This is a genomic window from Streptomyces regalis (assembly GCF_001509475.1).
GTDB lineage: Bacteria > Actinomycetota > Actinomycetes > Streptomycetales > Streptomycetaceae > Streptomyces > Streptomyces regalis.
In genome coordinates this window covers 177199-200248 of sequence record NZ_LLZG01000115.1, presented here as the reverse complement: position 1 = coordinate 200248, position 23050 = coordinate 177199, and the positions used below count along the sequence as shown (strand labels likewise).

Below are 23050 nucleotides of genomic sequence, written 5' to 3'. Positions count from 1 at the left end.
GGGACTTCTGAAGGACGGGGTTGTTCTCGTCACCGGCGTGATGGCTGCTGGGAAGTCCACGGTCGCGCAGGCGCTGGCGGAGCGGTTGCCGAGGGCGGCGCACGTCCGCGGGGACCTGTTCCGGCGGATGATCGTCTCGGGACGCGTGGACTACGAGCCCGCAGCCGAGGAAGCCCAGGGCGGCGAGGGCGAGGCTCAACTCCGGCTGCGCTACCGGCTACCGGCTGGCGGCGGCGACGGCGACGCGTACGCGCAGGCCGGGTTCACGGCCGTCGTGGAGGACGTGGTGCTGGGTGCCGACCTGGCGGCGTACGTACGGCTGGTGCGCACGCGTCCGCTGTACGTGGTCGTCCTCGCGCCGAGCGCTGCGGCCGTGGCGACGCGGGAGGCCGGGCGGGCGAAGACGGGTTACGGGACGGGCCAAGGGGCTTGGAGGGTCGAGGAGCTGGACGGGGTGCTGCGGGCGGAGACGCCGCGGATCCGGCTGTGGGTGGACTCGTCGGAGCTGACCGTGGGGGGAGACCGTGGAGGCGATTCTGACGGGGCGGGAACGCGCGAGGGTGGACTGAGCGTCTTACCTATGTGAAGCGCTGTCAGTGGTCGTGCTGATCCGGGGCGTTGTGGGTGAGCGTGCTGATCCGGGGCGTTGTCAGTGGTGGCGCGTAGTGTTCTGAGCAGTGGGGGCGGCAGCCGGGCCCGGCGGGCCGGTCGGTGGGCCGTGCCCTGCCCGGGGCGGTGAGCAAGCGCATGCGGGGGAACCATGAGCACGACGATTACGACCTACGGCAGTACGCATTACGTGAGTACGAACAGCGCCGGTGACACGGCGATCGTCCTGACCGACGCCGAGCTGGCTCCGTACGTCACGCACGCGTCGACGCGGCGCTGGCTGACGGGACCCGGACTGCCCTGCGACAGCGGAGTGTTGAGCTTCGCCGAGCTGTGCCGGGAAGGGCGGGAGGGCCGGGCGGGCCTGCGGACGGTGGCGGACTCGACAGGCGATCCGGGCGACCGGCTGGCGGCGGAGCTGCGGGACCAGCTGGTGATAGGCCAACTGCTGGGCCCCGGCGGCCTGCGGACGGAGTCGGTCCTGCTGGACGGCGCGACGGGCGAGATCTCGACGACGTACTTCCTGCACGACCGCCCCGACCTGATGGACCGCCGCCCGCTGGCCCCGTCCCTGCGGACGCTGGTCCGCTTCGCCGAGGCGACGGACGAACTGGCGGGTCTGCGCGGCCAGTTCGCCACCTACGTCGGCCGTTACGGCCCGAAGGCGGTGGCGCAGGCCTCGCAACACCTGCTGGCGGTGTTCGAGGAGGGCGCGGACGGCGAGCCGGCGCCGTACTGGAAGATGGCGGCCCTGATCCGCCCCTTGGCGCTCGTCGCGGGCCGGGCCGGAGAGTCGGGGCTGGCCCTTGACCTGCCGCCGCGCCTCCTGGACCAGGAGTTCGGCCAGGGCAAGGTGGTGCGCGTCGAGGAGGTCGACTTCCCCGCCACGCTCACGCACGAGCCGACCCGCCGCTTCCTGCGCGAGGTGGGCCTGCCGGAGGACGGCTTCCTGTTCTCGCTGGAAACGGATGTGCCGCTGCAGACGCTGGCCGAGTACTACGCCGACGAGGAGCGGATCACCGAACTGCCCGCCCGGGCCGACCACTTGATACGCCTCGGCCATCTCGTCGAGGACAACAGCCTGGTCGTCGACGGTGAGACGGGCGCGGTCCTGAACTGGAGCGAGCCCGAGGCGAGACTGTTCCCCCTGAACACGGACGTCTCGACCCTCGCCTTCACACTCTGGCTGCTGCACCGCGAGCAGGCGATCGACGAGCAGTCGGGCCACGAGCTGACGACCGACACCTACGACCAACTGGCCATGACGATGCTCCAGGTCCTGTCGACGGTCGACCCGACCGGCACCAGGGCCGCCGGCAGGGACGACCGGCACTACTGGACGGAGGCGTTCCAGGACGAGGCGAGTGGGGTGCTGGAGTCGGTCGGTGGGCTGCGGTGAAATGACCGGCGGACAGTGGGACAACAGATCCACAATGCCCGTATGGACGACGACGACATCACCATCCGCCCGGCCGAGCCCGGCGAGTTGGCGGCCGTCGCGGGCCTGCGCTGGCACTGGGTCCTTGAGAACGGCAGCGCACCGGCGGCCGTCGACCGTAACGCATTCGTGCACCACTTCGTCGAGTGGGCCGAGCAGAACTCCTCCTCGCACCGCTGCATGGTCATCGTCGACGGTGACGGACACATCCTCGGCATGGCCTGGCTGGCCGTCGTCCACCGCGTCCCGACGCCGCACGCGCTGCACCGGGCCTCCGGTGACCTGCAGTGCGTGTACGTGGTCCCGCAGGCGCGCGACGCGGGGCTCGGCGGCCGGCTGATCACCGAGACCCTGGCCAGGGCGAAGGACCTCGGGCTGGAGCGGGTCACCGTCCACTCCTCGCCCCGGGCGCTGCATCCATCAGCGAGCTCCGCTCGCGGGCTGCCTACGCTCGCCAGGGGTTCGAGAACTCGCCGCGCCTGCTCCAGGCCCGCGTCGCGGGGACTGTGCCGCATCCCTGAGGCCGGGTGCCTTTGGCTCTCGGCCTCAGGGACAGGTGGCGTCAGGAGGACTTGGCGGCGGCGCGACGGCGGCGTACGGCCATGACCAGGACGCCGCCGAGGGCGGCCGCGGCCGCTGCGGCACCGGCGATGAGCGGGGTGCCGTCGGAGCCGGTGCTGGCCAGGTTGCCGTCGATGGATCCGCTGGTGGAGCCGCCGGTCGAGGTGCCCGTGGAGGTGCCGGCCGAGGTGGCGCCCGTGCTGCCGGTGCTGCCCGTGCCGCCGGTGGACTGGCCGTCGGGGTCGTTGCCGTCGCCGCCCGTCGTGGAGCCGCCGTCCGTCGAGCCGCCCGTGGAGGAGCCGCCGGAGGTGGCGGGGCCGGGTTCGTTGTCGGTGGGGATGGCGATGCGGATCTGGGCCTTGTCGTTGGCGGGGTTCTTGTCGAAGGCCGGGTGGATGTCGTACACGGAGGTCGCCTTCACCTCACCCGTGGTCGTCTTCGCGTCGTCCTTGATGTCCAGCATGAAGGTGAAGGAGAGCGACTCGCCGACCTCGATGGTGTGGTCGGCCGGCCAGCAGACGTACTTGGCCTTGCCCGGCGTCCCCCCGGGCCCGGACGGACCGTCGATCCCGAACGGCGCGCACTCCTTGGGTACTTCGGTGGCGACCGTGCCCGGCGGGATCTGCACCATCAGCGCCGTCTGGTCGTCGCTCTCCTGGTTCTGGATCCAGCCCGGGCCGGCGTTGCGGAGCTGTGTCGTGACCGACTGCTTGCCGCCGGCGAGCGCCTCGGTGTCGTCGCCGACCGCGACGAGGTCGGCCGAGCTGTCCGCGGTCAGGGTCAGGCGGTGGTAGCTGTCGCCGAACCCCTCGGCCGGGGTCTCACCGGTGGGCCCGGTGCCGTACTCGACGGCCTCCATCAGTGCCTTGGGCAGCGCCTTGAACCGCACGGGGGTCTCTATGGAGGCGCCGGGCTCGATGACCGTGTCGAGCTCGCAGAGCGCCTGCCTGACCTCGTCCGCGACGGTCGAGTAGGTGCAGCCCTCGACGGGCTCGGGGAAGTCGAGCCCCCGGGTCAGCCGGATCCGGAAGGTGACGCCGTCCGCGGTCGCGGTGCCCTTGTTGGTGATGACGACGGACTCGTCGTACACCTCGCCAGGCTTGGGAGACGTACGCGGCAGACTCGAGATCACCAGGGAGGGCTCGCCCTCCTCGGCATACGCCGCGGGAGCGGCCACCGCGGGAACGGCGCCGACGATCGCGGCAGCGGCCACGAAGGCCGCCGAGTTTCGGAGGTGCGAGGGGCGGATGCGCTGGCGCACGGGTTGGTCTCCTCGTCGGGACAGAAGGCACGGCGACCGGAGGTTTGTACTCCAGTCATGTTCTGGACAGCTGGAAGGCGTCCAGGGTTGTGCTGCCGTTTGTGAGGAGATCGGGGAGGAGGGGACAAGGGGGGGGAAGAACGTTCATGAAACCCCGTGGTCGTACGACCAAGGTCTCAGGGCGGGGCCGTCTCTCGACAGGGGTCAAAGTCGGTTGTGGCCCTTACGCTGACGACCATGACTGCCCTCGAGCCGCGCGACACCGGTGTCGCGAAGACAGCCGATGTTCCCTCGGGCCCCGAGTCCGATGAGACCGTGCTGAGCAGGTCCTATCGGGCTCTCAGCGTCGGGATCGTCTCCGTCGTGTTGCTCATCGCCTTCGAGGCCACCGCCGTCGGGACGGCCATGCCCGTTGCCGCGCGGGAGCTGGACGGGGTGTCGTTGTACGCCTTCGCGTTCTCGGGGTACTTCACCACCAGCCTGTTCGGGATGGTGCTGGCGGGGCAGTGGTCGGATCGGCGGGGGCCGCTCGGGGCGCTGACAGCGGGGATCGCCTCCTTCGGGGCGGGGCTGCTGCTGTCCGGGACCGCGGGAGCCATGTGGCTGTTCATTCTCGGGCGGGCCGTGCAGGGGCTCGGGGGCGGGCTGGTGATCGTCGCCTTGTACGTCGTCGTCGGGCGGGCCTACCCCGAGCGGTTGCGGCCGGCGATCATGGCGGCGTTCTCGGCGAGCTGGGTCGTGCCGTCGATCGTGGGGCCGCTGGCTTCCGGGGCGGTGACCGAGCATCTGGGCTGGCGCTGGGTGTTCGTCGGGATTCCGGTGCTCGTCGTGTTTCCGCTCGCGCTCGCGCTGCCGCAGATACGGCGCCGGGCGGGCGGACCGGTCGACGACACCGCCCGACCTGCCTCCTTCGACCGGCGGCGGATCCGGCTCGCCCTCGGCGTCTCCCTCGGCGCGGGGCTGTTGCAGTACGCCGCCCAGGACCTGCGGTGGCTCTCCCTTCTGCCCGGCGTCGCGGGCGCCGCGTTTCTCGTGCCGGCGGTGCTCGGGCTGCTGCCGCGCGGTACGTATCGGGCGGCGCGTGGGCTGCCGTCCGTGGTGCTGTTGCGTGGGGTCGCCGCGGGGTCGTTCATCGCCGCCGAGTCCTTTGTGCCGTTGATGCTCGTCACTCAGCGGGGGCTGTCGCCCACGCTCGCCGGGTTCTCGCTCGCCGCGGGTGGCGTCACTTGGGCGCTGGGGTCGTGGATGCAGTCGCGGCCGCGGGTGGAGCCGTATCGGGAGCGCCTGATGACGTTGGGGATGGTGCTGGTGGCGGCCTCCATCGCCGCCGCGCCGAGTGTGCTGATCGACTCCGTGCCTGCCTGGACCGTCGCCGTGGCGTGGGCGTTCGGGTGCTTCGGGATGGGGCTGGTGATCTCCTCCAGCAGCGTGCTCCTGCTCCACCTCTCCGCCCCCGAGGAGGCCGGCACCAACTCCGCCGCGCTCCAGATCTCCGATGCCTTGTCCAACGTCGTGCTGCTGGCCGCCGGGGGTGCCGCCTTCGCGGCGCTGGGCGGCGGCGCGGTGAGCCGTGCGGCGACGGAGGCGTCCGGCGCCGGGTCGCATCCGGCGGCGTTCGCGGCGGTGTTCCTGCCGATGGCGGGGGTGGCGTTGGTCGGGGCCTGGGTGACCACGCGGTTGCGCACGGAATCCCGGTGACACCGAGTGGTACCGCGTAGTACCGTCTAGGTATGGCTGGACTGAACCTGCGTTTCTCGGACGAAGAGCTCGACGCCCTGCGTGAGCGCGCGGCGGCGGAAGGGCGCAGCATGCAGGCCTTCGCGCACGATGCCGTGATCGCGGCCATAAACGAGCACTCACGGTTGTTCAACGAGGCTGCCGAGCACGTGCTGAAGGCCAGCGCGGAGCTGAACCGGAGGCTCGCCTGATGCACTACCTCACTCTGCCCGAGCTGCTGAATCTGGCGCAGCGGCTCGGGGCGGACGAGGTGCGCGACTACGGCCTGCTGGATTCCGCGCTGGCTCGTCCTCAGTCGAGCGTGTTCGGGCAGGACGCCTACCCGGACGTATGGCAGAAGGCCGCTGCGCTGATGGAGTCCTTGGCCCGCAACCATGCACTCGTCGATGGGAACAAGCGCATCGCCTGGTACGCGACCTGGGTCTTCCTGCACATGAATGGGCACCCGCTGGATGCGGACTTCGACGTCGACGAGGCTGAGCGGTTCGTGCTGGACGTCTGCCAGGGGGCTCTGGACGTGCCCAAGATCGCGGCTCAACTGCCGCGCTTCGCACGCTGACTGTGACCTCGGTCCCACCCGCGGGCGACCCGGCCCCGTCCGTGCGTTAACCCAACCGGGCCGCCGGTAGGGTGGCCCGGTTGTCATACGTAGCCGAGCCGCCCGACCCCCTTACGGAGACCGTGACTACCACCGCCGCCTCCTCCTCGCACCACCTTTCCCCCGCCTTCCCCGGCCGCGCCCCCTGGGGCACCGCCAGCAAGCTGCGTGCCTGGCAGCAGGGGGCGATGGAGAAGTACATCCAGGAGCAGCCGCGTGACTTCCTCGCGGTCGCCACGCCGGGCGCCGGCAAGACGACCTTCGCCCTGACGCTCGCCTCCTGGCTGCTGCACCACCATGTCGTGCAGCAGGTCACCGTGGTCGCGCCGACCGAGCATCTGAAGAAGCAGTGGGCGGAGGCGGCCGCGCGGATAGGGATCAAGCTGGATCCCGAGTACAGCGCGGGTCCGCTCGGCAAGGACTATCAGGGCGTCGCCGTCACGTACGCCGGTGTCGGTGTGCGGCCCATGCTCCATCGCAATCGGGTCGAGCAGCGCAAGACCCTGGTGATCCTCGACGAGATCCACCACGCCGGTGACTCCAAGTCCTGGGGTGAGGCGTGTCTTGAAGCCTTCGAGCCCGCCACTCGGCGGCTCGCGCTTACCGGTACGCCCTTCCGGTCCGACACCAACCCCATCCCCTTCGTCACGTACGAGGAAGGCAACGACGGGATCCGGCGGTCCGCCGCCGACTACACCTATGGGTACGGCAACGCGCTGGCCGACCATGTCGTCCGGCCCGTCATCTTCCTCTCCTACAGCGGCAACATGCGCTGGCGGACCAAGGCGGGGGATGAAATCGCCGCTCGGCTCGGCGAGCCCATGACCAAGGACGCCATCAGTCAGGCCTGGCGTACGGCGCTGGATCCGCGCGGTGAGTGGATGCCCAGCGTGCTGCGCGCCGCCGACCAGCGGCTGACCGAGGTCAGGAAGGCCATTCCGGACGCCGGTGCCCTCGTCATCGCCTCCGACCAGGACTCCGCGCGCGCGTACGCCAAGCTCATCCGTGAGATCACCGGCACCAAGGCGACCCTCGTCCTTTCCGACGACGCCGGCGCGTCCCAGCGGATCGACGACTTCAGCGGCAACAACGACCGGTGGATGGTCGCGGTGCGGATGGTGTCGGAAGGCGTCGACGTTCCGCGGCTGGCGGTGGGGGTGTACGCCACCACCATTTCCACCCCGCTCTTCTTCGCGCAGGCCGTCGGCCGCTTCGTGCGTTCCCGGCGGCGCGGCGAGACCGCCTCCGTCTTCCTGCCGACTGTCCCCGACCTCCTCACCTTCGCCAACGAGATGGAGGTCGAGCGCGACCACGCCCTCGACAAGCCGAAGAAGGAGGGCGAGGAGGACCCGTACGCCGAATCCGAGAAGGAGATGGAGGAGGCGAACAAGGAGCAGGACGAGGACACCGGCGAGCAGGAGCAGTTCTCCTTCGAGGCGCTGGAGTCCGAGGCCGTCTTCGACCGGGTGCTGTACGACGGTGCCGAGTTCGGTATGCAGGCCCACCCCGGGAGCGAGGAGGAGCAGGACTACCTCGGGATTCCGGGGCTGCTGGAACCCGATCAGGTTCAGCTGCTGCTCCAGAAGCGGCAGGCCCGGCAGATCGCCCACAGCCGTAAGAAGCCGGACGCCGAGGCCGACCTGTTGGAGCTGCCCGCCGAGCGGAGGCCCGTCGTCTCGCACAAGGAGATGATGGAGCTCCGTAAGCAGCTCAACACGATGGTCAGCGCCTACGTCCACCAGAGCGGCAAGCCGCACGGCGTGATCCACACCGAGTTGCGGCGGGTGTGCGGCGGACCGCCGAGCGCCGAGGCCACGGCGGGGCAGCTGCGGCAGCGGATCGCCAAGGTGCAGGAGTGGGCCACCCGGATGCGCTGATGCTGGGCGCTGTGCCTTGGCGAGGTTCTTGCGGGGGGGGCCTGTCGTGTTTTGGCCGCGGGCCCGTGGGGGCTTGTCGCGCCCACGCGGCGGAGCCGCACATTGACACAGCCCCGCGCCCCTTACAGGGCGCTGCGCGCCCCGTGCGTTTCAGGGCAAACGGGTGTGGTCCGTACCCGCCGCTGCCCGGATTCTGGACGGAGCCTTCCGCTCAGCGAACCGCCTTCGCTAATGTCCCGCTACGCACACGCCCCGTGGCAGCGCCGCCGCGGAGCGCAGCCGTGAAGCGACGCGGTCCGGAAGGCCGGACCGCCGGCCGATCGGCGGCCTCTGAAGCGCGTCACCGACGGGACTCGGTGCACGCATCCGCCGCGAGGGGGTCGCCGACCTCACCACTTAAGGAGTGGGCGTCGTGACCGCGGAGACCTCTCAGACGCTCGACCGAGGACTGCGCGTCCTCAAGCTGCTGGCCGATACGGACCATGGGCTGACCGTCACCGAGCTTTCCAACAAACTGGGCGTGAACCGGACCGTCGTGTACCGGCTGCTCGCCACACTCGAACAGCACGCCCTCGTACGCCGTGACCTGGGTGGCCGCGCCCGGGTCGGACTCGGCGTGCTGCGACTGGGACGGCAGGTGCATCCGCTGGTACGGGAGGCGGCGCTGCCCGCGCTGCGCTCACTGGCCGAGGACATCGGGGCGACGGCCCATCTGACCCTGGTGGACGGCACGGAGGCACTGGCCGTCGCCGTGGTCGAGCCGACATGGACGGACTATCACGTGGCCTACCGGGCCGGTTTCCGGCACCCCCTGGACCGGGGGGCCGCGGGCCGGGCGATACTCGCCGCCCGGCAGCAGCCGCTGGAGGAGCCCGGATACACCCTCACCCATGGCGAGTTGGAGGCCGGGGCGAGCGGGGCGGCCGCGCCGTTGCTCGGGGTCACGGGCGTCGAGGGCAGCGTGGGTGTGGTGATGCTGGCCGACGCGGTGCCGGAGCGGGTGGGGCCGCGGGTCATGGACGCGGCGCGGGAGGTGGCGGAGGCGTTGCGCTGAGGGGCGTCTGAGAGGCGTCTGAGGGGTGTCTGTTTCGGAGGCTGTGTACCCGCGCGCTCTAGGCAGGGCCTGCGCGGCCTCCGACACTCGACACATGACCTCACTGAGCATCCGCACCGTCCACGACGTCGCCGGGTTCGCGGCGGTCGCCGACTACTTCAGTGACGTATGGAATTCGCCCCGAAGCGCCCCGCCGCTACTGCCCGAGACGCTGAACAGCCTCGCCCACGCGGGGGGCGCGGTGCATGCCGCGTACGACGGGACGCGGCTGGCCGGGGCATCCGTCGCGGTGTTCGGGCCGCCCGCGTCCAGAGAGACGTACTCCCTCCTCGCCGCCGCCGACCGGGGGCTCGGGACGGACGTCAAGCAGGCTCAGCGGGAGTGGGCCCTGGAGCACGGGGCCCGGACCATGCGCTGGACCTTCGATCCCCTGGCCGGCCGTAACGCCCGCTTCAACCTGGTCAAGCTCGGCGCCGAGGCGACCGAGTACCTCGTCGACTTCTACGGCCCCATGGTCGACGGCGTGAACGATGGCGACGAGAGCGACCGGCTGGCGGTGAGCTGGGATCTCACGGCGCCGTCACCGTCGTACGACTGGCCGAGCGAGGCGGCCGATCGCCACACCGCACCCACCACGCACACCGCCCCCGACGGCGACCCGCTCGCCCGTCGTGACCTCGACGACCGGTACATCTGGTGTCGCGTCCCGGACGACGTGGTCGCGCTGCGGGCCGCGGACCCGGCGCTCGCGCTGCGCTGGCGGCGGGCCGTGCGCGAGGTGTTCACCAAGGCCTTCGCCGACGGGTTCAGGGCGACGGGGATGTCCCGGGACGGCTGGTACACGCTCACCCGCCCGGAGGCCGCCGCGTGAAACTGGAACGCGTCGAGATCGTCCACGTGGCGATTCCGCTGGTCAGCCCCTTCCGTACGTCCTTCGGCACGATGACCACGAAGGACACCTTCCTCTTGCACGTCGTCACGGACACGGCCGAGGGCTGGTCGGAGTTCGCGGCCGACCCCGAGCCGCTGTACTGCTCCGAGTTCGTGGCCGGCGCGGAGATCGTGCTGCGCGACTTCCTGCTGCCGCGCGTCGCCGCCCTCCCCGTGCTCGCTACGGCCCACCTCGCCCCGGCGACGGAGAAGATCAAGGGGCACGAGCTGGCGAAGGCGGCGCTGGAGACGGCGGTCCTCGACGCGGAGCTGCGGTCGTACGGGATGCCGCTGGCGACGTATCTCGGGGCGGTGCGGGAACGGGTGCCGGCCGGGGTGTCGGTCGGGATCAAGGGGAGCGTCGGGGAGCTGCTGGACGCCGTCGAGGGGTATCTCGCCGAGGGCTACGTCCGGATCAAGCTGAAGATCGAGCCCGGCTGGGACCTGGAGCCCGTACGGGCCGTGCGCGAGCGCTTCGGGGCTGAGCTGCCGCTGCAGGTCGACGCCAACACGGCGTACACGCTCGCGGACGCCGAGCATCTGCGGCGCCTCGACGCGTTCGGACTGCTGCTGATCGAGGAGCCCCTCGCCGAGAACAACCTGTACGCCCACGCCCGCCTCCAGCAGCGCCTCACGACCCCCGTCTGCCTCGACGAGTCCCTGCACAACGCCCGCGACACCGCGTCCGCGATCGCGATGGACGCGTGCCGGGTCGTGAATGTGAAGCCCGCGCGGGTCGGGGGCTACCTGGAGGCGCGGCGGGTCCATGACGTGGCGTACGCGCACGGGGTGCCGGTGTGGTGCGGCGGCATGCTGGAGACCGGCGTCGGCCGCGCACCGAACCTGGCGCTCGCCGCCCTGCCCGGCTGCACGCTCCCCGGGGACACCTCCGCGTCCAGCCGCTACTTCGCCGAGGACATCACGGAGCCGTTCGTGCTGGTCGACGGCCATCTGCCGGTGCCACGGTCGCCGGGGATCGGGGTGCAGCCGCTGCCGGAGGCGCTGCGGCGCTTCACCAAGGAACGGCGAGACCTGTACGTGACCTGAATGGGGCAACCTTGGCAGCTCCGACCTGCGCCTGGCCGGAACTCGCCGCCACGTTAGATTGATCCCGTGCTCTCTCGTCTCACGCGCCCCCGAGCCGTCGCCGTCTGCGCCCTGCCGGTCGTGGCCCTGCTCGCCACGGCTGCCTTCGCGCCGCTGCCGTTCTCGGTGGCGCAGCCCGGCCTGACGGCGAATGTGCTGGGCGAGAACAAGGGCGACCCGGTGATCACCATCTCCGGTGCGCCGACCCGCGACACGAGCGGCGAGCTGCGGATGACGACCATCGAGGCCACCTCCCCCGACACGGACGTGCGGCTCGGCGACGTGATCGACGCCTGGTTCCGTACGGACAAGGCGGTCATGCCGCGCGACTCGGTCTATCCCAGCGGCCGCAGCACCCGGGAGATCGAGCAGTACAACACCGAGCAGATGAAGGAGTCCCAGGACGCCGCGACCGAGGCCGCGCTGAACTACCTGGACCTCAACGACAAGAACATCAAGGTCACCCTGAAGCTCGCGGACGTCGGCGGCCCCAGCGCCGGCCTCCTCTTCTCCCTGGGGATCATCGACAAGCTCAACGGCACCGGCGCCGACGACGACCTCACGGGCGGCCGCACCATCGCCGGTACGGGCACGATCGACGCCGCCGGCAAGGTCGGCGCCGTCGGCGGCGTGTCCCTGAAGACCCAGGCGGCCAAGCGGGACGGGGCGACGGTCTTCCTGGTACCGAAGGAAGAGTGCTCCGACGCGAAGGCGGAACTGCCGAAGGGGCTGCGGCTGATCCCGGTGACCACGCTGAAGGGGGCGGTGGGGGCGCTGGAGGCGCTGGACAGCGGGAAGGGTTCCGTCCCCAGCTGCTAGGTGTTCAGCGCCGGCCTCGGGGCCGCGAGGCGCAGGCCGACTTCTACGAGGGTCCAGCCGACCCTCGTACGCAGGTCCCGGGCGGGTTTGACGCCGGCCGCGAGGGCGTGCGCGTGCGCCTCGGCTCGGAGGTGGGCGGCGCGGGCGTGGTGCAGGGCGAGGCGGGTCTCGGGGTGCTGCATCGGGCTTCGGCCTCTCAGTCCGTGCTGAAGGGGAAGGTGCGGGTCTGCACGCGAACGGTGCTCGCCTCGGGGTCGTCCTCGGCATCGGGCCGGTCGCGGTAGCTGTTGACCAAGTCGTGGATCTTGTGGGCGAGTTCGCTCGCGAGCTGCGGGGTCAGGCGGAGCGTCATGCTGCTCATGTCCGTGCTGCGGTTCCACTCCTCGGACCACTCCTGGCGGGTGCCGAGCCAGGTCGACAGCTCCCGGGCCTGTGCGGTGGCGACCTCGTGCAGATACAGGTCGGCCGCCCCGCGTACGTCGGGGTTCGCATCGTGCAGGAGGGCGTCGTCGAACCGCAGCCCCTGCACCGCCGCCCTCCACCACCGCTCCCGCCCCTTGCCCCGCTCGGGGTCGTCCTCGACGAAGCCGTGGGCTGCGAGCTGGCGTAGGTGGTAGCTGGTGGCCCCACTGGACTCGCCCAGTCTTTCGGCGAGTTGGGACGCGGTGGCCGGCCCGCTGAAGCGCAGGGCGTCGAGCAGTTGCATGCGCAGGGGGTGGGCGAGCCCACGCAGGGAACGGGCGTCGAGGTTGTGCACCTTGGGCTGGTCGGACTCCGTCATGCGTACAAAGGTATCTATGCAAAAACTCCTTTGCAACGGGTTCTTTGGAACTCGTTACTTCACGAACCCCTCCTCCTTCATCCAGTCCAGCGCCACCTGATGCGGGTCCTCCCCGTCCACATCCACCTTCGCGTTCAGGTCCTGCGCCACCGCGTTGTTCAGCTTCTTGGTGATCGGGTCGAGGACGTCCGCGATCGCCGGCCACTTCTTCAGGGTCGCGGAGTTGATCATGGGGGCGGCGTTGTAGTTGGGGAAGAACTTCTTGTCGTCCGCCATCACCGCCAGGTTCATCGACTTGATGCGGCCGTCCGTGGTGAAGACCTCGCCGTAGACGCAACTCCCCTTCGCGGCCTGGGTGTAGATGATCCCGGTGTCCATCTGCGTGATGTTCTTCGTCGGCGCGCTCATCCCGTACTCCTGCTGCATGCCCGGCAGCCCGTCCGCCCGGTTGGCGAACTCCACCTCCACGCAGAGCGTCACGGCATCGGGGTCGGACTTCGACAGTGCGGCGACGTCGGAGAGCGTGTTCGTGCCGTACTTCTTGTGGTTGGACTGGTTCATCGCCAGGGCGTAGGTGTTGTTCAGCGCGGAGGGCGCCAGCCAGCTCACCCCGTTCTTCGCGTCGGCCTCGCGCACCGCCTCCCACTGCTCGCGCGGGTCGGGGATGGGCTCGCTGCGGCCCAGGTACGTGATCCAGGCCGTGCCCGTGTACTCGTACCCGGCGTCCGCGTCCCCCTTCCTGACCGCCTCGCGGCTGCCGATGGAGCCCTGGATCCCGGTGCGGTCGAGCACCTCCGCGCCGGCCGCCTCGAAGGCGATGCCCATGATCGCGCCGAGGATGAGCTGCTCGGTGAACGACTTCGACGTCACCGTCAGATCGGCGCCCTTCAGCGGCTCACCGCGTCCGATCGTGCCGGGCCGCACGTCGTCGGCCATGGGGGAGCCGCTGGTCAGACCACAGCCGGAGGTCGCCATCAGCAGTGCCGCGAGCAGCAGCCTTGCTGTCTGATGTCCTGCGGCCGGTGGTGTTGCCGTCCGGCGCCTCGCGGTCGGTGGTGTTGCCGATTGTCGCTCCGCCATCAGCAACCTGGCCGTCTGCCGTCCCGCGACTGTCGGAGTTGCCGCCTGTCGTCCTGCGGCTGGTGGTGTTGCTGTCGGGCGCCCGGCGGTCGGTGGTGTGGCTGACGGTTGCTTCGTCATCAGCAGCCTGGCTGCCTGTCGTCCCGCGGTCAGCGGCGTTGCCGCCCGGCGCCCCGCCACCAGCAGCCTGGCCACCCGTCGCCCCGTGACCGGCAGCGTTGTCGCCTGTCGCCCCGTGACCGGCAGCGTTGTCGCCTGTCGCCCCGTGACCGGCAGCCTGGCCGCCTGTCGCCCCGCGACCGGCAGCGTTGTCGCTTGTCGCCCCGTGACCGGCAGCGTTGTCGCTTGTCGCCCCGTGACCGGCAGCCTGGCCACCCGTCGCCCCGTGACCGGCAGCGTTGTCGCCTGTCGCGCCGTCATCAGCAGCCTGGCCACCCGTCGCCCCGTGACCGGCAGCGTTGTCGCCTGTCGCGCCGTCATCAGCAACCTGGCCACCCGTCGCCCCGCCACCAGTAGCCTCGCCGCCACCGGCACCCCCGCACCCAGCAGCCCCGCCGACGACAGGCTCACAGGGCGCCTCACGTCTCCAACCCCCGTGGCCGCAGCAGCAGTTCCGCCAGTGACGCCAGCCAGTCCACCAGCAGGGCCAGGGCGACCGTGAGGATTGAGCCCAGTACCAGTACCGGCATGCGCTGGTTGGTGATGCCGGCCGTGATCAGGACGCCCAGGCCGCCGCCTCCGCCGAAGACCGCCAGGGTCGCCGTACCGACGTTCAGGACCAGGGCCGTGCGCACGCCCGCGAGGATGAGTGGGACCGCGAGCGGTAGTTCCACCCGTGTCAGCACCCCCGTCGGGGACATGCCGATGCCGCGCGCCGCCTCCAGCAGGGTCGGGTCGTTCGCCTTCAGACCGGCGATCGTGTTGGACAGCACCGGCAGGACGGCGTAGGCGATCATGCCGATCAGGGCCGCTCTCCGGCCGATGCCCAGCCAGATCACCAGCAGGGCGAGGAGGCCGATCGCGGGGGTCGCCTGGCCCATGTTGGCGAACGCCATGGCCACCGGGGTGGCCTTTCGGAACGCCCGCCGGGTGAGCAGGATGCCCAGCGGGATCGCGATGATCAGCACGAAGAAGGTGGAGATCACCGTGAGTTCGATGTGCTGCCACAGGGCCTTGGAGACCTGGCCGTTCGCCAGCGCGTTCTCGGAGACCGTGTCCAGGTCGGCCTGCTCAAACCACAGCCAGGTCGCGAGCAGCATCGCCACCAGCAGGGTGGGCAGGACGGTCAACTTCTGCCAACTCACCTTGCGGGCCGGGGGCTTCGTGGGCGCGGGGGAGGGGGCCTCCCCGGTCACCCCGGTGTCCTCCGCAAGCGTCGGCTCGGAAGCCTCGGGAACCTCAGAAGCCTCTGGAGCCTCGGGAGCGGTCACGCCTTCGCCTCCCCTCCGATGCCCTCCTGCTCGGCATGTGTCCGGTCGGCCCGGGCCTCCTCCAGCTCGTGCTGGGCCTCCAGCGCTTCCAGCCGGTCGGCCTCCAGCAGCTCGTGCACGGAGTTCATCAGCGTCTCCATGTCGACGACGCCGGTGTACTCACCGCGTCGCCCGGTCACCGCGACCCGCCCCGCGTTGTCGATGAGGACCGCTTCCAGGGCGTCCCGCAGCGTGGCGTCCCGGGTCACCGTGTCGTGCACCAGCGTCCCCGCCCGCGCCAGCGAACCCCTGGCCCACATCAGGTCGCCGCGCCGGAGCCACTTGTACGGCCGGCCCCGCTTGTCGAGGAGCAGGATCTCGTTGGTGCCGCTGGACCGGAGCCGGTTGAAGATCTCCTGGAGCGGGTCGTCGACGGTCACCGTCGGATAGTCGGTGACCTCCACATCCCGTACGCGGGTCAGGTTCAGCCGCTTCAACGCCGCCCCGGCGCCCACGAACCCGGACACGAAGTCGTCCGCCGGGTTGGTGAGGATCGCCTCGGGGGTGTCGAACTGAGCGATGTGCGACCGTTCGCGCAGCACGGCGATGCGGTCGCCGAGCTTGATCGCCTCGTCGAAGTCGTGCGTGACGAAGACGATCGTCTTGTGCAGCTCGTGCTGCAGCCTGATCAACTCGTCCTGGAGATGATCACGGGTGATCGGGTCGACCGCGCCGAACGGCTCGTCCATCAGCAGGACGGGAGGATCGGCCGCCAACGCCCGCGCCACGCCCACGCGTTGCTGCTGCCCGCCGGAGAGCTGACGCGGATAGCGGCCGTGGAACTCCCCGGGGTCCAGGCCGACCAGGTCGAGCAACTCCTCGACCCGCGACGCGATCCGGCCCTTCGGCCAGCCGATCATCCTCGGTACGAGCGCGATGTTCTGCGCGACCGTCATGTGCGGGAACAGGCCGGCGGACTGGATGGCGTAGCCGACCTTGCGGCGCAGCTTCACCGGGTCGATGTCGGTGACGTCCTCGCCGTTGATGCGGATGCGGCCACCGGTCGGTTCGATCAGCCGGTTGATCATCTTGAGCGTGGTGGACTTCCCGCACCCCGAGGGACCGACGAAGATGACCACCTCGCCCGCCTTGATCTCCATGCTCACGTTGTCCACGGCCGGCTGCGTATTGCCGGGATACCGCTTGGTCAGGTTCTCCAGCTCGATGGAGGCTCCATGACGGCCGTTCTCAGGCACGGATCCCCCTGGGAATGGTCAGCCGTCCCAGCAGGACGTACGCGGCGTCGAACAGCAGCGCCAGGACGATGATCCCGAGAGTGCCCGCGAGCACCTGGTTGAGTGCGTTCGCGCTGCCCAGCGAGGCGAGGCCGCGGAAGATCACATTGCCGAGGCCGGGGCCGGAGGCGTACGCCGCGATCGCCGCGATGCCCATCAGCATCTGCGTCGAGACCCGGATCCCGGTCAGGATCGGCGGCCAGGCCAGCGGCAGCTCCACCTTCAGCAGCTGGGCCGGCCGGGACATCCCAATGCCGCGGGCGGCGTCCACCAGCGACGGGTCGACGCCGCGCAGCCCGACGATCGCGTTGCGCACGATCGGCAGCAGCCCGTACAGCGTCAATGCGATCACCGTGGGCGGTACGCCCAGCCCCACGATCGGGATGAGCAGACCGATCATGGCGAGCGACGGAATGGTCAGGATGGTCGAGGTGGTCGTCGTGGCGAGACTGCCGGCCAGGTCGCTGCGGTAGGTGGCCACACCGATCAGCACCCCGAGCAGGGTCGCCACGACCATGCACTGGAGGACGGCGCTGGCGTGCTGGTAGGCGTCGGTGAGCAGCTGCTGGTGACGGTTGCCCAGGTACTCCCAGAAGCTCACTCGGACTCACCCCACCAGGTCGTGGCTAGCTGCTCTCCCGGTCCTGGGCCGCCTGCTCCACCAGCGGGATGATCCGCAGCGGAACGGCGTTCTCCATCACGATCGCGGTGGAGGCCCGGACGATCCCATCGAAACCGACAACCCGGTCGATCACACGCTGGAGATCGGCGTTGGAACGCGCCACCAGCCGGCACATCATGTCCCCGGTGCCGGTGGTCGTGTGCAGCTCCAGCACCTCCGGCACGGTCGCCAAGTGCGCCCGTACGTCGGCCCCTTGCCCCTGCCGGATCTGCAGTGTGGCGAAGGCGGTGACCGGATATCCGAGCGCGGCCGGATCCACCTCGGGCCCGAATCCGCGGATGACTCCGTTCGACTGAAGCCGGTCGAGCCGCGCCTGCACCGTCCCGCGGGCCACCCCCAGCCGCCGGGACATCTCCAGCACCCCGATCCGCGGCTCCCGCGCCAGCAGCACGATGATCCGCCCGTCCAGATGATCGATCGCCACGACAGCCCGCCCTCTCTCCCTCTTCACGGTGGTCATCCTGTACAGAAAGTCCGCCTACACTGGCGAAACACTGAACAGATTGCCCAGTGGATACGCAAACTATTGCGCACCTTGCCGGGCCGGGTGAGGCTGCGGCTATGACGCAGACCACACACCACACTCCCGACACCGCCCGGCAGGCCGATCCCTTCCCGGTCAAGGGAATGGACGCGGTCGTCTTCGCCGTGGGCAACGCCAAGCAGGCGGCGCACTACTACTCGACCGCCTTCGGCATGCGGCTGGTCGCCTACTCCGGACCGGAGAACGGCAGCCGCGAGACCGCGAGCTACGTGCTGGAGAACGGCTCCGCCCGTTTCGTCCTCACCTCCGTCATCAAGCCCGCCACCACCTGGGGCCACTTCCTCGCCCAGCACGTGGCCGAGCACGGCGACGGCGTCATCGACCTCGCCATCGAGGTCCCGGACGCCCGCCGCGCGTACGCCTACGCCCTCGAACACGGCGCCCGCTCGGTGGCCGAGCCGTACGAGCTGAAGGACGAGCACGGCACGGTCGTCCTGGCCGCCATCGCGACGTACGGCGAGACCCGCCACACCCTCGTCGAGCGCACCCGCTACGAGGGCCCGTATCTCCCCGGCTACGTCTCCGCCGCGCCGATGGTCGAACCGCCCGCCCAGCGCACCTTCCAGGCCATCGACCACTGCGTCGGCAACGTAGAGCTCGGCCGTATGAACGAATGGGTCGGCTTCTACAACAAGGTCATGGGCTTCACGAACATGAAGGAGTTCGTGGGCGACGACATCGCGACCGAGTACAGCGCGCTGATGTCGAAGGTCGTGGCCGACGGCACGCTCAAGGTCAAGTTCCCGATCAACGAGCCCGCCATCGCCAAGAAGAAGTCCCAGATCGACGAGTACCTGGAGTTCTACGGCGGCGCCGGCGTCCAGCACATCGCGCTCAACACGAACGACATCGTGGCGACGGTACGCACGATGCGTGCGGCAGGCGTGCAGTTCCTCGACACCCCCGACTCGTACTACGACACCCTCGGCGAGTGGGTCGGCGACACCCGCGTCCCCGTCGAGACCCTGCGCGAGCTGAAGATCCTCGCCGACCGCGACGAGGACGGCTACCTGCTGCAGATCTTCACCAAGCCGGTCCAGGACCGTCCGACCGTCTTCTTCGAGATCATCGAACGGCACGGCTCGATGGGCTTCGGCAAGGGCAACTTCAAGGCCCTGTTCGAGGCGATCGAGAGGGAGCAGGCCAAGCGTGGCAACCTCTGAGGCTGCTGCGAAACCTGTGAATTCGTAGAACATGCAACCAATAAAGCGAGGTTGACACTCTCAGGTCCTGCCGGGCGCTCAGGGGAGCGCCCACAGGACCTGGGGTGGACAGTGAACGCACGCATCGACCTCGCCGTACCGGCCGTCCGCTGGCTGTGGCAGAAGGGAACCCTCAAGGAGGGCACCGTCCTTCAGTCGTTCGCCTTTGACGAGGTGAACCGGCACCTGTACGCCCTCCAACTCCGGCGCGGCGGCGGCAAGGCCGGGAACCTGTGCCTGAACAAGCTCGACCTCCAGGGCAAGCGGCTGGGCCACATGTACCTCCAGAACTTCGGGCACGGGGTCAGCATGGGCGTGCAGAACGCCTCCGACGGCACGGTGTGGATCTGGACCGAGGCCGACGCCGACGACGGCTACGGCCAGGGCGTCACCCGCTTCCGCTTCGTCGACGGCGCCGTCCGCACGGAGAAGGACGTCAAGGTCCGCCACCCGATCCCGGGCTCCACCAACAACCAGCCGTCGGTCTGCATGGCCACCGAGCGCATCGCCGTCCGCCACCGCATCGACGGCAAGCCCCGCTACCGCGTCTGGGACCTGGACGCCTTCGTCGCCCGTGACTACTCCGCACCGATAGCCGACTTCGCGCAGACCGGCGCGCACCCCGACCCCGAGATCCCGTTCCAGGGGCACGCCCTGCACGGCGACCTCATCTACCAGCTGGCCGGGACGGCGTACGACGCCAAGTCCAACCCGCGTGCGAAGCGCGGCAACACCTACCTCTCCTGCCTCGACATCCACACCGGCAAGCTGGTCCAGCGGCGGCGCACGGAGGCCGGCCACTCCCTCGACCACCGCGAGCCGGAGGGCCTGGCCGTCCGCCACGGCGCCGGACCGGGGCCGCGGCTGCTGCTGGGACTCGCCTCGGGGGCGGCGGGGGAGCGCAGGTTCTCGATCTACTACAAGCCGCACAAGGCATGACGCAGCTCACCCGCGCCGCGGCTTCGCGTCCACTTCCGCGTCCATCTCCGGTACGTCCTGAATCGACGGCTCGCCCAGCTCCTTCAACGCGGCCTCCGCCAGCGGCACCCGCGTCGGCGAGAAGTGCGGATTGATCCGCAGCGCCTCCTGCAGATGCCGCCGCGCGGGCCCCGCCAGCTCCAGTTCCCGCTCGATCATCCCCCGGTGATACACGTACAGCGCACTGCGCACCCCACCCCCGTGCGCCTTGTCGGTCGCGATCCTGGCGAACTTCAACGCCTCCTTGTCCTCCCCGGACCGGTGCAGCGCCCACCCCAGCGCGTCGGCCACCGCGATCCCGGGCTGGCGCCGCCACTCGGTCCGCAGCCGCCGTACCGCGGACGGCGCGTGGCCGTGGTCCGCCTCGAAGAGGCCCAGCACCAGCTCCTCGTCCACCCCGCCCGCCGCGGCCCGCGCCGCCCGCTCCCGCAGCAGGTCGTACTGCACGCGCGCCGCCTGCCCCAGCCCCAGCGATTCGTACAACTCGCCCAGTTCCAGCGCGTACTCGGGGCACGGCTGCTTGGCGAGCGCCACCCGGTAGGCGTTCAGCGCCTCCGTCGTGCGGCCCAGCGCCGCCATCGTCCGCCCCTGCCCGGCGAGCGCGGCCCGCTGGTCGGGGTCGAGGCGTACCGCCTCCTGGAAGTGCCGCAGCGCCACGTCCAAGTCGCCGCGTTCCCAGGCGAGTTGACCGGCGCGTTCGAGATAGCCCGCCCGCTCGGCCGGGGCTTCGGCGGCCGCCGCCGCGTCGGACAGCGCCGCCGCCGCGTCCTCACGCCGGCCCCGGTCCCGGTAGACGGCCGCCGCCCGCGCCTGCACCGCCGGCCCCGAGCGCAGCTTCAGCAGCCGGTCCAGGGTCCGCTTGGCCGCCTTGTACTCGCCCAGCCCCGTGTACGCGTCGATCAGCTGCGGATACGTCGTCCAGCGTTTCCGGTTCACCTGAAGCGCCGCCTCGCCCCACGTCAGCGCCGCCCGGTAGTCCCGCCGGGCGTTCGCCAGCGCCGCCATGCCGTTCAGCGCCTCGGCGTTCCTCGCCCGCACCCTCAGCGACGTACGCAGCGCCTTCTCGGCCTTCGGGTAGTTCACCGGTTCCGCGGTCCGCCGCCCCTGCTCCACATACGCCACCCCCAGCACCGCCCACGACTTCGCATCCCGGGGATGCGTCCGCAGATGGGCCTCGCGCTCGTCGATCAGTACCGCCAGGTCGGGCAGGGCGGCCGGCACCCCCGTGGTGACCGCGGTGAGCGCCTGCGCACCCGGTGCCGGTGGTGCGGCCTCCCGCGTCCCGGCCGGCCCCCACGGCAGCAGCGCCAGCACCCCGCCGAGCACGGCACACCCCGCCACCGCGGCGATCAGCACCCGTTGCCGGATACGCGACCGGTCCGGCGTGGGCTGTGCATTCTCCGAGACGTCGCTCTCCGAGACGTCGCTCTCCGAGACGTCGCTCTCCGAGACGTCGCTCTCCGAGACGTCGCTCTCCGAGACGTCGCTCTCCGAGGGGGCGTTCTCGTTCTTCGAGGCGTCGTTCTCCGCGGAGCTGTTCTCCGTGGCATCGTTCTCCGCGGCGCTGTTCTCCATGGGGCTGTTCTCCATGGCGATCACTGTGCGTGAAACCTTGCGTCAATACGACGACCACACCCGTCTGCCGCCGGCTGCCGTACGCGGGGTTCACACCGATGGCCCCGGGTGTCACGCTGTGATCATGAGCCGTACCGAAGCCGCACCCGACCAGGCCCGGGGTGACCTCACCGAGCGGCTGCTCGCGGGTCTGCCTGCCGAGGCCGTCCTCACCGACCCCGACGTCACGGGCTCCTACGCCAACGACATGGCCAGCTTCTGCCCGGCCGGCGCCCCCGCCGTGGTCGTCCTGCCGCGGACCGTCGAAGAGGTCCAGCACGTCATGCGCACCGCCACCGAGCTGCGCGTCCCGGTCGTCCCGCAGGGCGCCCGCACGGGCCTGTCGGGCGGGGCCAACGCCTCCGACGGCTGCATCGTGCTGTCCCTGACCAAGATGGACCGCATCCTGGAGATCAACCCGGTCGACCGCATCGCGGTCGTCGAGCCCGGCGTCATCAACGCCGCCCTCTCCCGCGCGGTCAACGAACAGGGCCTCTACTACCCGCCGGACCCCTCCAGCTGGGAGATGTGCACGATCGGCGGCAACATCGGCACAGCCTCGGGCGGCCTGTGCTGTGTGAAGTACGGGGTGACGGCCGAGTACGTCCTCGGCCTGGACGTCGTCCTCGCCGACGGACGCCTGATGTCCACGGGCCGCCGTACGGCCAAGGGCGTCGCGGGATACGACCTGACCCGCCTCTTCGTCGGCTCCGAGGGCTCGCTCGGCATCGTCGTACGGGCCGTCCTGGCGCTGAAGCCGCAGCCGCCGCAGCAGCTGGTCCTCGCCGCCGAGTTCGCGTCCGCTGCCGCCGCCTGCGACGCCGTGTGCCGGATCATGGCCGGCGGGCACGTCCCGTCACTGCTCGAACTGATGGACCGTACGACGGTCAAAGCGGTCAACGACATCGCGAACATGGGACTGCCGGAAACGACCGAGGCCCTCCTCCTCGCCGCCTTCGACACCCCGGACCCCGCCCCGGACCTCGCCGCGGTCGCCGCGCTCTGCGAGGCGGCCGGCGCCACCCAGGTGGTCCCGGCGGACGACGCGGCCGAGTCCGAACTCCTCCTCCAGGCGCGGCGGTTGTCCCTCACCGCGCTGGAAGCGGTGCGGGGCGTGACGATGATCGACGACGTGTGCGTGCCCCGGTCCAGGCTCGGCGACCTCATCGAGGGCGTCGAGCGGATCGCCGAGAAGCACCAACTCACCATCGGGGTCGTCGCGCACGCCGGCGACGGCAACACCCACCCGACCGTGTGCTTCGACGCGACCGACCCGGACGAGTCCGGGCGCGCCCGCGAATCCTTCGACGAGATCATGGCCCTCGGCCTGGAACTCGGCGGCACGATCACCGGCGAGCACGGCGTGGGCGTCCTGAAGAAGGAGTGGCTGGCGCGCGAGATCGGCCCGGTGGGGATCGAGATGCAGCGGGCGATCAAGCGGGCCTTCGACCCGCTGGGCATCCTGAACCCGGGCAAGCTGTTCTGACCCGTCCCT

The 23050-nt window shown here is 70.4% G+C and carries 23 protein-coding genes and 2 pseudogenes; 16 read left to right on the top strand and 9 right to left on the bottom strand.

Features of this window, described 5'->3' with window-relative positions; all coding sequences use genetic code 11:
- Window positions 1-40: 40 nt before the first annotated feature.
- The 3 genes and pseudogenes from ADL12_RS17465 to ADL12_RS17455 all read left to right on the top strand — a co-directional run bounded on the left by ADL12_RS17465 (window position 41) and on the right by ADL12_RS17455 (window position 2653).
- Window positions 41-569 (top strand): annotated as a pseudogene (locus ADL12_RS17465) (phosphotransferase).
- A gap of 191 nt (window positions 570-760) precedes the next feature.
- Window positions 761-2008, top strand: a complete 1248-nt coding sequence (locus ADL12_RS17460; protein WP_079052092.1) for an SUKH-4 family immunity protein — start codon at window positions 761-763, stop codon at window positions 2006-2008.
- A 42-nt stretch (window positions 2009-2050) separates the two neighbouring features.
- On the top strand, window positions 2051-2653 hold the full coding sequence (locus ADL12_RS17455) for a GNAT family N-acetyltransferase (protein ID WP_244187922.1): 603 nt from the start codon (window positions 2051-2053) through the stop codon (window positions 2651-2653).
- On the opposite strand, the gene ADL12_RS17450 is transcribed toward ADL12_RS17455, so the two are convergent.
- Entirely contained in the window at window positions 2610-3869 is a 1260-nt protein-coding gene (locus ADL12_RS17450; protein WP_062703424.1) for an LPXTG cell wall anchor domain-containing protein, read from the bottom strand. The genes ADL12_RS17455 and ADL12_RS17450 overlap by 44 nt on opposite strands.
- A gap of 237 nt (window positions 3870-4106) precedes the next feature.
- Here ADL12_RS17450 and ADL12_RS17445 point away from each other — a divergent pair, with 237 nt between their 5' ends.
- The 8 genes from ADL12_RS17445 to ADL12_RS17410 all read left to right on the top strand — a co-directional run bounded on the left by ADL12_RS17445 (window position 4107) and on the right by ADL12_RS17410 (window position 11970).
- Window positions 4107-5567 (top strand): MFS transporter, encoded by a 1461-nt coding sequence (locus tag ADL12_RS17445; protein ID WP_062703494.1) that lies wholly within the window; start codon window positions 4107-4109, stop codon window positions 5565-5567.
- Between the two features lie 32 nt (window positions 5568-5599).
- Entirely contained in the window at window positions 5600-5797 is a 198-nt protein-coding gene (locus ADL12_RS17440) for a hypothetical protein (RefSeq protein WP_048583275.1), read from the top strand.
- A complete protein-coding gene (locus ADL12_RS17435) occupies window positions 5797-6165 on the top strand; it encodes a type II toxin-antitoxin system death-on-curing family toxin (protein WP_062703422.1) in 369 nt (122 codons plus the stop codon). The genes ADL12_RS17440 and ADL12_RS17435 overlap by 1 nt, the downstream gene beginning before the upstream one ends.
- A 122-nt stretch (window positions 6166-6287) precedes the next feature.
- Complete coding sequence (locus ADL12_RS17430; RefSeq protein ID WP_062703420.1) at window positions 6288-8081, top strand: DEAD/DEAH box helicase; 1794 nt, start codon at window positions 6288-6290, stop codon at window positions 8079-8081.
- 412 nt (window positions 8082-8493) lie between these two features.
- On the top strand, window positions 8494-9135 hold the full coding sequence (locus tag ADL12_RS17425) for an IclR family transcriptional regulator (protein WP_062703418.1): 642 nt from the start codon (window positions 8494-8496) through the stop codon (window positions 9133-9135).
- Between the two features lie 94 nt (window positions 9136-9229).
- Window positions 9230-10006: a hypothetical protein gene (locus ADL12_RS17420; protein ID WP_062703416.1), complete on the top strand. Its 777-nt coding sequence runs from the start codon at window positions 9230-9232 to the stop codon at window positions 10004-10006.
- Window positions 10003-11112, top strand: coding sequence for an o-succinylbenzoate synthase (menC, locus tag ADL12_RS17415; RefSeq protein WP_062703414.1), 1110 nt, complete (start codon window positions 10003-10005; stop codon window positions 11110-11112). The genes ADL12_RS17420 and menC overlap by 4 nt, the downstream gene beginning before the upstream one ends.
- 66 nt (window positions 11113-11178) lie before the next feature.
- Entirely contained in the window at window positions 11179-11970 is a 792-nt protein-coding gene (locus ADL12_RS17410) for a YlbL family protein (protein ID WP_062703413.1), read from the top strand.
- Here the strand turns inward: ADL12_RS17410 and ADL12_RS17405 are convergent.
- From ADL12_RS17405 to ADL12_RS17375, 7 genes are all read right to left on the bottom strand, one after another.
- Window positions 11967-12152, bottom strand: a complete 186-nt coding sequence (locus ADL12_RS17405) for a hypothetical protein (RefSeq protein WP_062703410.1) — start codon at window positions 12150-12152, stop codon at window positions 11967-11969. The genes ADL12_RS17410 and ADL12_RS17405 overlap by 4 nt on opposite strands.
- A gap of 14 nt (window positions 12153-12166) precedes the next feature.
- Window positions 12167-12751 carry an ArsR/SmtB family transcription factor gene (locus ADL12_RS17400; protein WP_062703408.1) on the bottom strand — a complete coding sequence of 195 codons (585 nt, stop codon included), beginning with the start codon at window positions 12749-12751 and terminating at the stop codon, window positions 12167-12169.
- Window positions 12752-12805: 54 nt separating this feature from the next.
- On the bottom strand, window positions 12806-13726 hold the full coding sequence (locus ADL12_RS17395; RefSeq protein ID WP_062703406.1) for a glycine betaine ABC transporter substrate-binding protein: 921 nt from the start codon (window positions 13724-13726) through the stop codon (window positions 12806-12808).
- A gap of 683 nt (window positions 13727-14409) precedes the next feature.
- The gene (locus tag ADL12_RS17390; protein WP_062703404.1) at window positions 14410-15186 is read right to left on the bottom strand and encodes an ABC transporter permease; all 777 of its coding nucleotides are present in this window, start codon (window positions 15184-15186) and stop codon (window positions 14410-14412) included.
- A gap of 71 nt (window positions 15187-15257) precedes the next feature.
- Complete coding sequence (locus ADL12_RS17385) at window positions 15258-16496, bottom strand: ABC transporter ATP-binding protein (RefSeq protein ID WP_062703402.1); 1239 nt, start codon at window positions 16494-16496, stop codon at window positions 15258-15260.
- Window positions 16489-17136: an ABC transporter permease gene (locus ADL12_RS17380; RefSeq protein ID WP_062703400.1), complete on the bottom strand. Its 648-nt coding sequence runs from the start codon at window positions 17134-17136 to the stop codon at window positions 16489-16491. Before ADL12_RS17380 ends, ADL12_RS17385 begins: the two co-directional genes overlap by 8 nt.
- Before the next feature lie 25 nt (window positions 17137-17161).
- A complete protein-coding gene (locus tag ADL12_RS17375; RefSeq protein ID WP_062703398.1) occupies window positions 17162-17641 on the bottom strand; it encodes an Lrp/AsnC family transcriptional regulator in 480 nt (159 codons plus the stop codon).
- 137 nt (window positions 17642-17778) lie between these two features.
- Here ADL12_RS17375 and hppD point away from each other — a divergent pair, with 137 nt between their 5' ends.
- A complete protein-coding gene (gene hppD / locus ADL12_RS17370) occupies window positions 17779-18924 on the top strand; it encodes a 4-hydroxyphenylpyruvate dioxygenase (protein WP_062703395.1) in 1146 nt (381 codons plus the stop codon).
- Between the two features lie 111 nt (window positions 18925-19035).
- Window positions 19036-19902 (top strand): phage baseplate protein, encoded by an 867-nt coding sequence (locus ADL12_RS17365; RefSeq protein WP_062703393.1) that lies wholly within the window; start codon window positions 19036-19038, stop codon window positions 19900-19902.
- Window positions 19903-19908: 6 nt separating this feature from the next.
- On the opposite strand, the gene ADL12_RS17360 is transcribed toward ADL12_RS17365, so the two are convergent.
- On the bottom strand, window positions 19909-21282 hold the full coding sequence (locus ADL12_RS17360) for a tetratricopeptide repeat protein (RefSeq protein WP_425265107.1): 1374 nt from the start codon (window positions 21280-21282) through the stop codon (window positions 19909-19911).
- Window positions 21283-21325: 43 nt separating this feature from the next.
- Between ADL12_RS17360 and ADL12_RS58465 the strand changes: the two are divergent.
- The 3 genes and pseudogenes from ADL12_RS58465 to ADL12_RS17355 all read left to right on the top strand — a co-directional run.
- Window positions 21326-21385 (top strand): annotated as a pseudogene (locus tag ADL12_RS58465) (hypothetical protein); the annotation flags it as partial.
- Between the two features lie 104 nt (window positions 21386-21489).
- On the top strand, window positions 21490-21549 hold the full coding sequence (locus ADL12_RS58460) for a hypothetical protein (RefSeq protein WP_425265106.1): 60 nt from the start codon (window positions 21490-21492) through the stop codon (window positions 21547-21549).
- Window positions 21550-21634: 85 nt separating this feature from the next.
- On the top strand, window positions 21635-23041 hold the full coding sequence (locus ADL12_RS17355; RefSeq protein ID WP_062703491.1) for an FAD-binding oxidoreductase: 1407 nt from the start codon (window positions 21635-21637) through the stop codon (window positions 23039-23041).
- Window positions 23042-23050: the final 9 nt, after the last annotated feature.